At 64.0% G+C, this 13,572-nt stretch carries 8 protein-coding genes; 3 read left to right on the forward strand and 5 right to left on the reverse strand.

The features are described 5' to 3' along the window. Positions 1 to 17 precede the first annotated feature (17 nt). Positions 18 to 635 carry a TetR/AcrR family transcriptional regulator gene (locus ASE83_RS07765; protein WP_055786179.1) on the reverse strand — a complete coding sequence of 206 codons (618 nt, stop codon included), beginning with the start codon at positions 633 to 635 and terminating at the stop codon, positions 18 to 20. Between the two features lie 102 nt (positions 636 to 737). Here ASE83_RS07765 and ASE83_RS07770 point away from each other — a divergent pair, with 102 nt between their 5' ends. Continuing rightward, complete coding sequence (locus tag ASE83_RS07770; protein WP_235513156.1) at positions 738 to 2,192, forward strand: efflux transporter outer membrane subunit; 1,455 nt, start codon at positions 738 to 740, stop codon at positions 2,190 to 2,192. Positions 2,193 to 2,833: 641 nt separating this feature from the next. After that, positions 2,834 to 4,567 carry a hypothetical protein gene (locus tag ASE83_RS07780; RefSeq protein WP_055786186.1) on the forward strand — a complete coding sequence of 578 codons (1,734 nt, stop codon included), beginning with the start codon at positions 2,834 to 2,836 and terminating at the stop codon, positions 4,565 to 4,567. A 277-nt stretch (positions 4,568 to 4,844) separates the two neighbouring features. Here the strand turns inward: ASE83_RS07780 and ASE83_RS07785 are convergent, their stop codons facing one another. From ASE83_RS07785 to ASE83_RS07795, 3 genes are all read right to left on the reverse strand, one after another. Continuing rightward, positions 4,845 to 6,527, reverse strand: a complete 1,683-nt coding sequence (locus ASE83_RS07785; protein ID WP_055786188.1) for a GH35 family beta-galactosidase — start codon at positions 6,525 to 6,527, stop codon at positions 4,845 to 4,847. 104 nt (positions 6,528 to 6,631) lie between these two features. After that, positions 6,632 to 9,853, reverse strand: coding sequence for a TonB-dependent receptor (locus ASE83_RS07790; protein WP_235513157.1), 3,222 nt, complete (start codon positions 9,851 to 9,853; stop codon positions 6,632 to 6,634). Between the two features lie 103 nt (positions 9,854 to 9,956). Beyond that, complete coding sequence (locus ASE83_RS07795) at positions 9,957 to 10,697, reverse strand: FadR/GntR family transcriptional regulator (protein WP_055786194.1); 741 nt, start codon at positions 10,695 to 10,697, stop codon at positions 9,957 to 9,959. Positions 10,698 to 11,335: 638 nt separating this feature from the next. Between ASE83_RS07795 and ASE83_RS07800 the strand changes: the two genes are divergently transcribed. Next, positions 11,336 to 12,523 (forward strand): DUF2252 family protein, encoded by a 1,188-nt coding sequence (locus ASE83_RS07800; RefSeq protein ID WP_055786197.1) that lies wholly within the window; start codon positions 11,336 to 11,338, stop codon positions 12,521 to 12,523. A gap of 87 nt (positions 12,524 to 12,610) precedes the next feature. Here ASE83_RS07800 and ASE83_RS07805 read toward each other — a convergent pair whose 3' ends face one another. Further along, positions 12,611 to 13,483: a LysR family transcriptional regulator gene (locus ASE83_RS07805; RefSeq protein ID WP_055786200.1), complete on the reverse strand. Its 873-nt coding sequence runs from the start codon at positions 13,481 to 13,483 to the stop codon at positions 12,611 to 12,613. Positions 13,484 to 13,572 lie beyond the last annotated feature (89 nt).

Raw genomic sequence — 13,572 nt, forward strand, 5'->3', positions numbered from 1 at the left:
AGCAGTCACACGTCATACTATGGCGCAAGGCTGCGAAGGATGAGGCTGCAAACCTCGAGCTGGGCATCGGGCAGCAGATCAAGATTACGTTCTAGGTGCAGGGGATCGACGAACGGCATCATCGCGTAGAAGATCGCACGGCACGTCTCATCCAGCGGCGTCTTGCGCTCGAACTCCCCGCTTTCCCGGCCGGCCCGGACGATTTCCACGATCATCGCCCGCAGGCTTTCGCAGTATGCAATCGCGGATGCCCAGTGCTCCGCCGCCGAATGCGCAGCGATGTCGTAAATCTTGCGATCCTGAAAGAACAGGTCGACGCTGAGGGTAGTCAGGCTCTTGAACATACGGCGAAAGCGATCGGTCTCGCTGCCGCCCGCATCGATCGCGGACCGGGTTTCGGCCACGATCCGATCGAGCCGCGAACTGCAGATAGCCTCACCGATCGCCTGTTTGGAATCGAAGAAGCGGTAAATGTACGCTTTCGAAAATCCGATCTCACGCGCGAGGTCCGCTACGGTCGTCTTTGCATAGCCATAACGGGCGAAGCACTCGTTGGCGGCTTCAACGATCTGGTCCCGTACGGCATGTTCGGCAGGACCGCGAATGGCGGTCGGCAGGGGGGCGGTGTCGGTCATCGCCCTCTTATAATCATGACCGTGTGACTTGACAAATAGTGACCATAAATATCATTAGTCACTAATCGCAATGGTTGGGATGTTGATATGCCTCGGTTGAGGATGGCCGCACTGGCGGTGTCGCTGATCGTAATGACCGCCGGATGTGCGATTGGCCCGCGCCATGTCGTGCCCGTTTCGGACGCGCCCGCCGCCTTCGTGTCGGCCGCCGCCGTCGATGCCCGCGCCGGCGGAGCACCCGCTGCCGATCTGGTCGACTGGTGGCGCTCGTTCGACGACCCGATCCTGACGAACCTCGTCGAGCGTGCGATCGCCCAGAATCTCGACCTGCAACAGGCCGCGGCGCGCGTGACACAGGCGCGCGCCGCGCTGAAGGGCGCGAACGCCGCGCTGCTTCCCTCCGGGCAAGTGACGGGCCAGGGCGGCGGGGCCTATCAGTCGCTCGAAACCCCGATCGGCCGCATAGGCAGCGCCTTTCCCCAGTTCGAACGTTCGACCGAGCTGTACCAGGCCGATCTGGGGGCAAGCTGGGAACTCGACGTCTTCGGCGGTCGCGATGCGGCGCGCGACGCGGCGCGCGCCGACTGGCAGGCGTCGGCGGCGGGGGCGACCGCCGCACGGCTGGCGGTCGTGGCGCAGACCGCCGATACCTATATCGCCATCCGCGCGTTGCAGGCCCGGCTGGGAATCGCCCGGTCGCAGGTCGAGACGCAGGCACGCCTGACCGACCTGATCGCGCTGCAATTCCGCAAGGGCATCGCCGCCGAACTGCAACTGCGGCAGGCGGAGGGCGCGTTGCAGCAGGTGCGCGCGTCGGTGCCGGCGTTGCAGAACGAACTCGACAAGGCGATGAACGCACTCGACGTCCTCATCGGCGTCCAGCCCGGCACGACCCGCGACGCACTGGCGACGGTGGCGCCGATTCCCGCACCGCCCGCGATCGACACCGCGGGCGGCCCCGCCGGATTGCTGCGCCGCCGCCCCGACATCATCGCCGCCGAACGCACGCTCGCCGCCAGCAATGCGCGGATCGGCGCGGCCATGTCCGAATATTACCCCAAATTCTCGCTCAGTGGCCTGCTCGGCACCGCGACGACGGCGGCCGGCGGCTTGCTCGGTGGCAACTCGATACAGGCCAGCGGCTTCCTCGGCCTGCGCTGGCGGCTGTTCGATTTCGGCCGCGTCGATGCGGAGATCAAGACGGCGAAGGGCCGCAACGCCGAGGCGCTGGCCGCCTATCGTCAGACGGTGCTGCGCGCATCGCAGGATGTGGAGGACGCCTTCTCGACGCTGGTCCAGCAGGAGGCGCGCGCCGCCGCGTTGACGCAGGGCGAGGTCTCGCTTGCCCGTGCGCAACGTTCGTCGGTCGCGGCCTATAAGGGCGGCATGGTCAGCCTGATCGAGGTCCTCGACGCCGACCGTCGCCTGCTCGAAACCCGTGATGGCGCGATCGAGGCACGCGCCGCGGCAAGCCGCGGCGCGGTGGCCTCGTTCCGCGCGCTCGGCGGTGGCTGGGCACCGGCGACCCCCACCGGGACGATGCCGCCCGTTGGCTGAAGCGCCGCCACCCGATAACTTCCCACGCTTCCTGCGGTCGGGCAGCCTTCGCTTACGACGAGGCATTCGTCTCCAACCGGTCACGATAGGCGATTTCGAACTGCCGGATCGGCATGCCGTGCAGTTCAGGTTGCGGGCGTTCGCCGCACTAACGATTCGGTCCGGTTTATACTGTTTGTCTCGCCGCCAATCGCGCCGCAACTTCGAGGCAATGGAACAGCGGATCGTCCATGCCTACGGCTGCGAGCAAGTTCATATTCTCTACGGGTTCGATGCCCAGATGACGCGCCAATTGTCTCTCAGCGCTTACGGCCAACCCGCACACGAGTACGGATGTGGATTGTAACTTGTGCCTGCGCTTCGATGCCAACGCGCGCGTGTCTGTTCTTGAAAAGCGAACCGCCAAGACAATCCAGAACTGGCTGGTTCGACCCAGTTGCAGACTTTAAGCGTTGGATTGCCGCGGCCGAGCTATGCCCGTTCATTCATCTCGATGATCGGACGATCGACGCGTCACAAATGGATCGGGCGCACCTGATGGCGCAGGCGGGCGGCCGGCTCTTTTCCGCTATGATCGGGACTGCTTCCATGGTTTTCTGCGTCGCATACGGGAGAGTGGTGCGATGCGTCGGATAGATTGGATGAGTGGACTGATCCTGGTTGCCGGCGTGGTGAGCAGCACGGTGGCGAGCGCACAGACCGTTCAGGCCGAGCCGCCGAACAGCGACATCCTCGTACAGGGACAGCGCGCGCGGCCGAGCCGTTGGCGTGAGGCAGAGACGCAGCACGTCATCGTGCTGAGCGATGGCCGCGAACAGGAGGTAACGCAGATCGCGCACAATCTGGAACGGCTATACTTCCTGCTCTCGGTGCTGCTCAACCGCACGTCGCAGACCGACAATACGATCAAGCTGCGCGTGACGCTGATCGGGGACACCGCAGAGTTCCAGGCGATGGATCTGCGCAATCTGCGCTGGCAGCAGGGACCTTTCAACAGCGCGTTCGATATCCGCCGTTACTACGATCCGCGACAGGATGGCGCGGTGCTCGCGACGACCCGGATCGAGCAGCGCGTCGTCCTGCAACGCGGCGTTGCGGTCGTTGATGCCTTGCAGGGTGTCCAGATCGGCGGCCTTAACGATCCGGGATCCCCGCCAGGCACGACCGGCACCGGGGCAGTCGCCGGACAGGCGGGGCTATTCGGCCTCCAGAGCAGCGCCGACCTGATCCGCCCCGTCAACGAGGAATCCGTTCCACTTACCGCAGAAGGCATGATCTATGCGGGTTTCGCGCAGCACTATCTGACAACCTTCTTTCCCGTCGCCTATCCACGTTGGTACCTCGACGGCTTCGGCCAGCTGTTTTCGACGCTGGTAGTGCGCGGCGATACGATGATGGAATATGGCCGCGCACCGGAGGGTACGACGGCGGTGCTGCATCGGTTCGGCAATTTCCGCCTCGCCGACGTGCTGAGCGGAGCCTATCTGACGCAATCGCCCGACAAAACGCGCTGGACCCCCGTCCATGCGTGGATGTTGACGCACTTCCTGTTCTTTTCGCCGACCCGTAGCGGCCAGTTTCGCAGTTATCTCAAGGCGATCGCCAGCGGCACGCCCGCACCCGACGCAGCGGCGGTGTTCGGCGACCCCGACGCGCTCGCGAAAGAACTGCGCGCCTATTTCTTCGCGAAGAAGCCGTTCGAGCGGATGACCTATCCGGCAGAACGCGCCGAAGTGCCGATCGTCCGGCGGCTGTCGCTGGGCGAGGCCGCATTCGTGAAGGGGCGGCTGGAACTGGGATCGCGGATCGAAGTCGGGGGACCGCAACGCGATGCGTGGCTGCAACGGCTGCGTGGGCAGGCGGCGAAGTTTCCGAGCGACGAAGGCGCACAGGTTCTGCTCGCGGAGGCGGAGTGCCGCAGCGACCACGCGGCGGAATGTCGGGCCGCGGCGGATCGTGCGCTGGCATTGTCGCCGACCGGCAGCGCCGCCTTGACGTGGCGCGGCGTCGGAATGACGCAGGCCGCAACCTCCCTCACGGGAGATGCTCGCACCGCGATGCTGCGTCAGGCACGTGCCATGATTGCCAAGGCAAATCGCATCGACACCGAAGCGCCCGCGCCACTGATCGCCTATTATCGCAGCTTTGCAGACGCGGGCGATACGGTACCGGCAATCGCCGTCGACGGGCTGACCAAGGCGCTGATCGCGGTCCCTAATGCGCCCGCGACCCGGCTGGCGCTCGGCACGGAGCTTGCCTCGCGCGGCGTGGCGTCGGTGGCCCGCGGCACGCTGATGCCGGTCGCGCAAGGGGGCTATGATTCCCCGGAGCGGGCGAAGGCGCAGGCAGTGCTGGAGGGATTGCCGGGCCGGTAAAGATCATCCTGTCGATCAAGGCCACTGCCCTTCCGCGATACCGCGCCACCTCACGTCACGTTTGACCGGCACGATGTCGTATCGTTCGTTTCAACGGGCCTCGTTGATGTCGCGCTCGACCGTGCGATACGGGGCTGCTCACGATCGGTCGCGCAGCTTTACGAACGCCCTTCCCGAAGGCAGTCCTCTGTTCAGCTGCAATGCGCCCAGTAAGGCGATTGGTTCGGCAGGTCGGTTGCGCCAGCAAGAAGATCGAAATCGCGACCTGCACCGACCCTCAACGATACCGGTATAGCCGCAGGCGGTAGGCTTTCCGGTCCGCAGCATCGGTCGAGAACAGGCGCAGGCCCTGTCCCTGCCCCGTTTCGTCTCCGTTCAGCCGGCGACCGGTGCGCGGGGCGCCGGCAACACCGAGAAACTGTTCGTCGATACTCTCGATTCCGGCGATCGGCGCGCCTGGGCGGTCGGTCGTGAAGGACAATTGCATGTCGCCCGCACCGACTACCGTGAACTCGTCAGGTCCGGTCTGAATGAACATCGCCGCTACCCGGCTGAGCGGATCGAGCTTGCCGTCGGGACCGGTCGCGCGCTGCACGTCGACGATATAATCGCCGATCCGCCCGCGACCCGATCGCTGGGCGCCGCCTTCGAGGATGACGGTCGAGACCGTCCCCTTCGCCTGAGCGTCGAGGATGCGCGGGGCGAGCGGAGCGAGCAGGCCGTAGAGATGCGCCATCGCCGGATCGCCTTCGCCCGCCGCCTGCAGCCCGATGCTCGCGTCACCCTGAAGCACCACGCCCTCGCCGTCGATGCCGAAGGGGGAAAAGCCGATCGCCCCGAGCGACCCATAGCTGTAGAGCGCGTTCGCTGCACCCGAAGGACCGCCGCGCGCCTCCGGCACCAGCAGCGGATTGTCCGGCCGCGCATATTGCGACGCCCAGTTCACATAGTCCTCGAAATAGATGTCGGGAGCGAGGAAATCGAGCGAGGGCGCCCCCGCCTTGTAGATGTCGATCGCGAAGGGCAGCGGACCGCCGGAATTATACTGGCCCGGCTGGTAGTTCGGCCGGATCAGCGCTGCGTTGGTGAACATCGGCAGCGCGTATTCGGCCTTTCCGGCCGCAGTGACCTTCTCGATAAAGGTCGCATAGTGCCAGGCCATGAACAGCGATTCCGTCGTGCCGGTGTCGCCGAAGACTTCGCGCCACGTCCCCGCCCCCCGGCCGCCGGCCCGCTCCCAGGCGGTGCGCAGTTCGGGGTGAATGCGTGTCCGCTTCGCGGCGAGCCGTTCCATCAGCACCGCCGGGACAGGGCCGGCGAACGCCGCCTCGGCGGCGGGCGAATGATCGCGTGACTGCAGAATGACCCCGACTTCGTTCTCGACCTGTACGGAGATCACCGTCTGCTGCGCACCGTCCGTGGCCTTCAGATAGCGCATCAGCCGGGCAAATGCCCGTGCATCCGCATCGCGCGCCGCGTCGGAAAAGGCCGACAGCCGCTCGGTGCCGCGCCCATCGGCGGTCAGCACGCGTGCGAAACGGGTCTGGTCCTGCTTCACCCAGGCAGGGACGTAGCTGGAGTACGTGTTCTTCCAGGCGCCGAACCAGAGCAGCACGACCTTCAAGTCGTGCGCGCGGGCGCCGCGCAACAGCCCGTCGAGCAGCGTGAAATCGAACTGCCCCTCGACGGGCTCGATCGTCTCCCATGCGATGGGCACCAGCACCGTGTTGAGATTCATCGCTTTCAGCTTCGGCCAGATCGGCGCCATGTACGCGAGGTCGCTGCTGCTCGAATTATGGATCTCCCCGCCCAGGATGAGGAACGGCTTGCCCTGAACCATGAGCTGTGTGGCTTTCCCGCGCTGTTCGAGGCGCGGCACCGCCGGATCGCGCGTCTGCGCGGCGGCGGCGACCGGCGAGAGGCAGGAGAGCAGCGCGGTTATCAAGAAAAGCAGGCGCATTGGCATTTCCGATCGCGAGAACATGGTCCCACCACCCCTTAAAGAAGTGGGCCGGTCGTCAAGACCGGCCCGAGTATGCCTTCGGGGAGGGAAGGAAAGCAGCTTCAGAAGCGGCCGCGAATACCGACCAGCAGCGTCCGGCCCGGGTTGTATTCGTTGAAGGTCGCGTTCGGGAACTGAAAGTAGCTCGACTGGGCTTCCTTGGTGATGTTGATGACGTTGACCACCAGGGTCGGCAGATAGTCGTTGCCGAGGATCTTGCCGAGGTCGACATTGCCCGAGAAATCGAGCTGGCCGTAGCTGCGCCCGAAGATCGCCGCATTGGTGATGCCGTTCTGGTTCAGCCCCGACTGCTGCGACCCTTCGTTATAGGTATAGGTCAGTCGTGCCGACAGGCCATTGCCTTCGTAATAGCCGGTCAGCGTATAGGTGGTGGGAGCGACGCCCAGCGCGATCGCCGGCGCGCCGGTGCCTTCGCCCTTCTGGTCGATCAGCGTCAGGTTGCCCTGCACGCCGAACCCTTCGACACCGATATAACGCGTCAGGAAATCGAGCGGCTGGGTGATCTGGAACTCCAGCCCGTTGACCTTCAGCTTGCCGTTGGCGTTCACCTGCTGCTGGATCTGGATCGGCACCGCTTCGGGGGCAATGCCCGACGGACGCGCCCGGTCGAGCAGCGCCTGTTGCTGCGCCTGGGTCAGCGAGGAGAAGGTGATTCCGAACGGCTCGAGCGTCGAGAACGGCACGGTGGTCACGCCGTTGATGGTGAAGCCGGTGATCGACTTGCGGAACGCCGCGAACGCGATGACGCCTTCGCCGCCGGTATAATATTCGAAGCCGAGGTCGATATTGTCCGAGATATACGGATTGAGCGCGTTGTTGCCGAGCGTGCCGACGTCCGCCGATGGCTGGATGAAGCTGGCACCGGGCAGCAGCTGGTTCGGATCGGGCCGTGTCATCGTCCGCGAGATCGAACCGCGCGCCACCGCCTTGCGCCCGAAGCTGTAGGCGATGCTCGCCGAGGGCAGAAAGTTGGAATAGAGCCTGTTCGTCTCGGTGAAGTTGATGATCGGGGCGTAGCACGACCCGTCGAGCGCGAAGGTCGGGCTGGTGCCCGGGCAGGTCACGCCGCCCCGCGTGTTGAGCGGATTGGGGATGGTCGTCCGACCGCCGACAATCTGTTCGGTGCGGACATAGCGCACGCCGCCGTTCAGCCGCAGCGTGTCCTCGTCGCCGATATCGAACACGCCGTTCATCTCGACGAAGGTGCCGGTCACCTTTTCGCGGATCAGGCCGCCGTTCGCACCGCTGCTGCCCGACCCCGTTTCAGTCGCGCCGGCCAGCAGTGCGTCATAGCCGGTCGCGGCCTTCACCTTGTTCCAGTCCACGGTGACATAGCCATTGTCGCCGGGCAGCAGGAACGACGGCACGGCGGCGGTCGGGATCAGCGAACCGCGATAGATCAGCGGCGCGCCGCCCAGCGTCGCCGCGGTGCCGTAGGCCGGATAGGTCGGATAGCCCGCCGGCGCGACCGTGCCGGGCAGGTTCGCGCCGTCGCATATCGGCTGGCGGTTCGGGCCGGGCAGCACGACGCTGGGGTTGTTGCCGCAGATCGCGGCCTGCCACGGAATGGTGTTGTCGAACGGGGTGATCCGGCGTTTGGTGTCGTCATAAGCGCCGCCGACGCGGACGCTGAACTTCGCCTCGTCGCCGAACAACAGGCTGCCGCGCACGCCCTTCGTCTCGGTCGCGCGCTCCTCGCCGTTCAGGTTGACGCGACCGCCGCCGGCCCAGCCGAAGTTGCGCGGATCGTTCAGGTCGATGTTGGTGGTAATCGATGGGATGCCGCCGTCATTGTTGTAGGTGACGGTCGTGCCGCTGCTGGGCGGCGTGATGACTAGGAAGGTCGGGCTTTCGCGGCGGAAATTACTCTTGGTATAGTTCGCCTGGAAATCGCCCTTGATGAAGTCGTTGACGACGAACTCAACACCGGGGTTCACGCCCCAATAGTCCTGCGTGTCCTTGTAGGGACGATATTCGAGGAAGAACTGCGCGTTGGCATAGGTGCCACCGGTGACGGTGCAGCCGGCCGAGCAGCCAGTCTGATCGTAGGTGGAGTTGAGCGGGATCGCAGCGCCGTTGCGCACCGCCCAGTTCATCGCGGTCCGGGTGAACTCGGTATCGCGCTTTGCGTACATCCCGTCGACATAGAAGTGCAGCGCGTCGCTCGGCCGCCATTCGAGGCTGACGAGGCCGTTATAGCGGGTGCGTTCGCCGATTTCAGTGCGCGGCCGGCCAAGACGCGGCAGGATGCCGTTGTCGATCTGTTCGATCGTCGCGCCGGGATTGTTACGCAGCAGGAACGCCTGATCGATGACGGTCCCGGGAACAAGACCGTTGCCGGCATTGGCCGGCACCGTACCCGGAATGGTGAAATTGCCGCCGCCGGTCGCGTTGCGGGTCGCGCTGCTGCTCTGCGCCGCGGTCAGGTTCGGGTTGGTCCAGCCGACCGTCTCGAACCCGTCGACGCGGAACTGGTTCTTGACCGCCGCACCGCCGACCAAGATGCCGAAGTCGCCGAAAGTCGCGCTGGCGAGCACATGGCCGCGATAGCCCCATTTGTCGGCGGTGCTGACCTTCGACCCTTGCAGGCCATAGCTGACATACGGCTTGGGATTGTCGAAGGGCCGGGCCGAACGCAGGTTGACGGTGCCGGCGGCGCCACCCTCGATCTGGCTGGCGGTCGGCGACTTGCTGACCGTCAGCTGGGTGAACAATTCGGTCGGGATCAGATCGAGATCGACCTCACGGTTCGTGCTCTGCGCATCGAAGCGGACCGAGGCGATCGCAACCGGTGCGCCGTTGAGCAGCACGCGCGTGAAGTTGGTGCCGAGGCCGCGGATCGCGACGTTGGCGCCTTCGCCGGTGACCTCGCGGCTGATCGTCACGCCGGGAATGCGGTTGACCGATTCGGCGATGTTGGTGTCGGGGAACTTGCCGATATCCTCGGCGAAGATCGTGTCGGTGAAGCCGATCGAGTTGCGCTTGGCATTCGTCTGGCTGGTCAGCGACGCGCGATAGCCGGTGACGACGATGTCTTCGTTGCCGGCGGCAGAGGCATCGGCGGGTTCCTGCCCGGACCCGTCCGTCCCGGTCGGCGCGGTGTTGCCTGCACCGTCCTGCGTTGGGACCGTCTGCCCCTGGCCTTGCGAGGATGCGGTGGGCGCGGCCGTACCGGTCTGGGCCATTGCGGGCGACGCGGCGGTCGCGATCAGCAGGAAAGCGGTCGATGCGCGGAGTTCGCGCAGGAAGACGTCGCGAGACATACCCTTTTTCATCTCCTATGCCGGCTCACTCCCGGAGCCGTGCCTTGATGAATTATGGTAGCGGTAACGTATTTGCTGTCAACAAATTTGTCTGGCTAATTTGTCAGGCCAATTTGGCGAGCATCCGCCCACGCAGTTCGGAGCTTCGCTGGCGCACAGCGGCGAGTTCGTCGCTTTCGGTTTTGGCCAGAAGATGATCGATGACAGCGTCAAGATGATCCCGCATCGCCTGTCGGGCATGATCCGGGTCTCTTGCGCGCAGGGCGTCGAACACGGTGCGATGCTCCGTCAGGCGCAACAACTCGTCGCCACCACGTGCCCGCAGGTGGATTGTGCGTGCCAGCGGACAGCGGTCGCGCATGTTCCACAGATCGGTGACGACGCTCACCATCGCGGCGTTGCCGGTCGCCTTGGCGATGCAGAGATGAAAATCCCGATCCGCCCGTTCGATGGCTGCGACGTCCTCTTGCGTCATCACCTCCAACAATGCCGCAAGCTCGGCGAGTTCCTCGGCCGTGATCCGTTGCGCCGCCAGCGCTGCCACCTCCGCCTCGATGCTCCGCCGCGCCTCGAGTAACTCGAATGCGCCGATATCTAGCGTGGCGCCCCGGCCCTTCAATGCCGATGGCGCAACGACGTAGATACCCGAACCCTTCCGGATCTCGACGACACCCATGATTTCGAGTGCGACCATCGCCTCGCGTACGGTGGCCCTGCTTACTGCAAGACTCTCGGCCAGATCGCGCTCGGTTGGCAGGCGAGCACCGATAGGAAAGGTGCCGGCATTCATTTGCGCCACAGCGAAGTCGATCACGCGCCGATAGAGTTTTTCAGGCTGGGCCATGTTTTTCCCTCTTGTGAACGAGCGACTAGCACGACGGGGGACAAGCGCTAATCCAATTTCGGTTCGATCGATCGGTTCGGACTGATACTTGCCGGCTTTCGAGAAACCTCGGGGCCGATCAGGAGTACGCGGAACTGCCTACGAACTCCATTCGATAACGGGCTTAGTGATCTGCCCCTTTTAGGCATCGTGGACAAAGGATATCCCTCAAACACGCCCGTCGTCGCTTAGCGACGGTAGCGGCGGAACATACCATTCCACTTCCCATATGCTATCTGGTCTTTGCACGCGGTTGCGTTATTGCTTCGCGTGCTGCGCTCCGGTGCTGGTTGATCGATGAATCGGGTTGCTAGGCGACATTGGTGAGGGGCACCTCTTCCGCCAAAGCGGCGTGCCACCAGCGCTGGCACGGTTCTATTTATTACAGATCTCAATGGCCTGGGACCTATGAAGGCGCCTTTAGGCCCGCCAAACGCTGATCCATCCTCGGCATCGTCCAGCATCACTAAACCTGCAGGCGGCCCCACTGATCGTCGCGTGTTAAATTTGGCGCGATTGTCTCCGCATCCCGGTTCTCGTAGTCGCGATAAGCTGCGCGCGCGATGCGCACCACCACCCCTCGCTTGGAAAGATCGACAATGGCTGTGGCCCCCGACGAACGCTCGGCCGTCCTGACGCGAACGCGTACCCTGAAGATGGCGCGGTCGGTCCACGCCTACGTCCGCGGTAACACAGCACAGTTCTACGAATGGCTTGAAGCATCCCCGATCGCCGCGAGCATTCCGGCTGGACCGGCGGTATGGATTTGTGGCGATTGCCACCTTGGGAATCTCGGGCCGGTGGCCGATGCCGATCACCGTGTCGATATCCAGATCCGCGATCTGGATCAGACCGTGATCGCCAATCCCGCCTACGACCTGATCCGGTTGGGCCTGTCGCTGGAAACCGCGGCGCGCAGTTCGGATCTGCCGGGCGTCACGACCGCAAAGATGGTCGAGGCGATGATCGATGGATATCTCCGGGCATTGACTCCAAGCGTAGAGGACGACCCGCGCGAACCCGATGTCGTACGGTCGGTCCGGCGCAAGGCAATCGGCCGGCGGTGGCGGCACCTCGCCAAGGATCGACTGGAAGATGTCGAACCGAGCATCCCCCACAACAAGCGTTTCTGGAAGCTCGATCGCGCCGAGAGGGACGCCATCGTCGCACTGTTCGCCGACGAGATGGTCCGCGCTCGGAGCCTTGAACTGGCTGGCGTGGCAGGCAAGGGACGGCTTCGCGTCATCGACGCCGCATATTGGCGAAAAGGGTGCAGCTCGCTCGGACGCCTTCGCTTCGCTGTCCTCATCGGCGTTTCGGACGGAAAGGCGAAGGAGGAACGCTTGGCGCTGGTCGACATCAAGGAGGCGGTTCCTTCTGTCGTACCGACCACTCAGAAAGGAGCCATGCCGCAGGACCCCGCCGAGCGGGTGCTCGCGGGCGCCAAGGCCCTGTCGCCCAACCTCGGGCATCGGATGATCGCGGCAAGGCTTTTGGACAGGCCCGTCATCCTGCGCGAACTGGCACCGCAGGATCTGAAGATCGAGGTCGATCAATTCAGCCGCAAGGAAGCGATCGCCGCTGCTTCTTATCTGTCGTTCGTCGTCGGCGAGGCGCACGCCCGGCAATTGAGCGACAGCACCAGATTGGCATGGCGCGACACGCTGGCCGCGCGTGATGGCGACCTCGATGCCCCGTCGTGGCTATGGCAATCCATCGTCGCCATGGCGGGAGCGCACGAGGTCGGATATCTCGAACATAGCCGCCGCTTCGCTCTGAACGGATAACATTCCTGTTGAGCAAAAGCGGGGGTGAGTGGTCACTACACAGAGCGGTGATTACCCTATGTGCGGACATGCGCGGCGTGTTGTCGGCTACTTTTCCGCCGTTCGATACCGCAGCACGTCCAGCATTAGCCTGAACGCGGTGGAAGGCTGTCGGCGGCTAGGATAATAGAGATAGTAGCCGTCGAACGGCTCACACCAGTCGTCCAATACCCGGACAAGCGAGCCATCCGCGAAGTGACGGGTCACATGGCCTTCGATCGTGAACGCGATACCACGTCCAGCCAGCGCCGCCGCGATGATCAGGTCAGGATCGTTGAAGACGAGTTGACCTTCTGTCTTGACCTTCAATTCCTTGCCGTCGCGTTCGAACTCCCACGCATATAATCCGCCCGACGTAGCCATGCGCAGGCCGATGCAATTGTGATTGGCGAGATCGTACGGGGTATGCGGTGTCCCGTGCTGTTTCAAATAGCTTGGTGCAGCGAACGCGGCCATGCGTAGCCTCGGACTGATCGGCATCGCGATCATATCCTGCTCCAGTCGCTCGCCCAACCGCACACCGGCGTCATACTTGCCACTCACGATGTCGACGAGACCGCTATCGATGCTGATCTCGACATTGATGTCGGGATTTTCGGCAGTTAGTCGATCGATGACCGGCCATAGCGCTGCTCGCGCCGCATGTGCGCTGGAGGTAATTCGGACGGTTCCAGCAGGTCGTTCGCGCAGTTCGGTCAGCGACGCGAGCTTGTCGTCAATCTCATTGAAGGCAGGCCGCAATGTTTCGATCAGCCGTTCGCCGGCCTCGGTGGGCGCGACACTTCTTGTGGTCCGCGTCAACAGCCGCAGACCCAGTTTCGCCTCCAGGCGGCGCATCGTGTGACTGAGCGCCGACTGTGAAATGCCGAGTTTTGCCGCCGCCCTGGTAAAGCTGCGCTCTTCCGCGACAGCTAGGCTCAGGACTCATTGATTGAGCCAGAAGATGAAGGTGGCGGCGAATGCGATGGCGGACAGGAAGGTGTGTGCGCATCGATCGTATCGGGTGTGAA

It is taken from the genome of Sphingomonas sp. Leaf32, from assembly GCF_001421765.1.
Lineage (GTDB): Bacteria > Pseudomonadota > Alphaproteobacteria > Sphingomonadales > Sphingomonadaceae > Sphingomonas.

Excerpts from the sequence above, each read along its gene's own strand:
- ASE83_RS07790 (WP_235513157.1), bottom strand. The coding sequence starts at position 9,853 with ATGTCTCGCGACGTCTTCCTGCGCGAACTCCGCGCATCGACCGCTTTC.
- ASE83_RS07785 (WP_055786188.1), bottom strand. The coding sequence starts at position 6,527 with ATGCGCCTGCTTTTCTTGATAACCGCGCTGCTCTCCTGCCTCTCGCCG.
- ASE83_RS07770 (WP_235513156.1), top strand. The coding sequence starts at position 738 with ATGGCCGCACTGGCGGTGTCGCTGATCGTAATGACCGCCGGATGTGCG.
- ASE83_RS07780 (WP_055786186.1), top strand. The coding sequence starts at position 2,834 with ATGAGTGGACTGATCCTGGTTGCCGGCGTGGTGAGCAGCACGGTGGCG.
- ASE83_RS07795 (WP_055786194.1), bottom strand. The coding sequence starts at position 10,697 with ATGGCCCAGCCTGAAAAACTCTATCGGCGCGTGATCGACTTCGCTGTG.
- ASE83_RS07800 (WP_055786197.1), top strand. The coding sequence starts at position 11,336 with ATGGCTGTGGCCCCCGACGAACGCTCGGCCGTCCTGACGCGAACGCGT.
- ASE83_RS07765 (WP_055786179.1), bottom strand. The coding sequence starts at position 635 with ATGACCGACACCGCCCCCCTGCCGACCGCCATTCGCGGTCCTGCCGAA.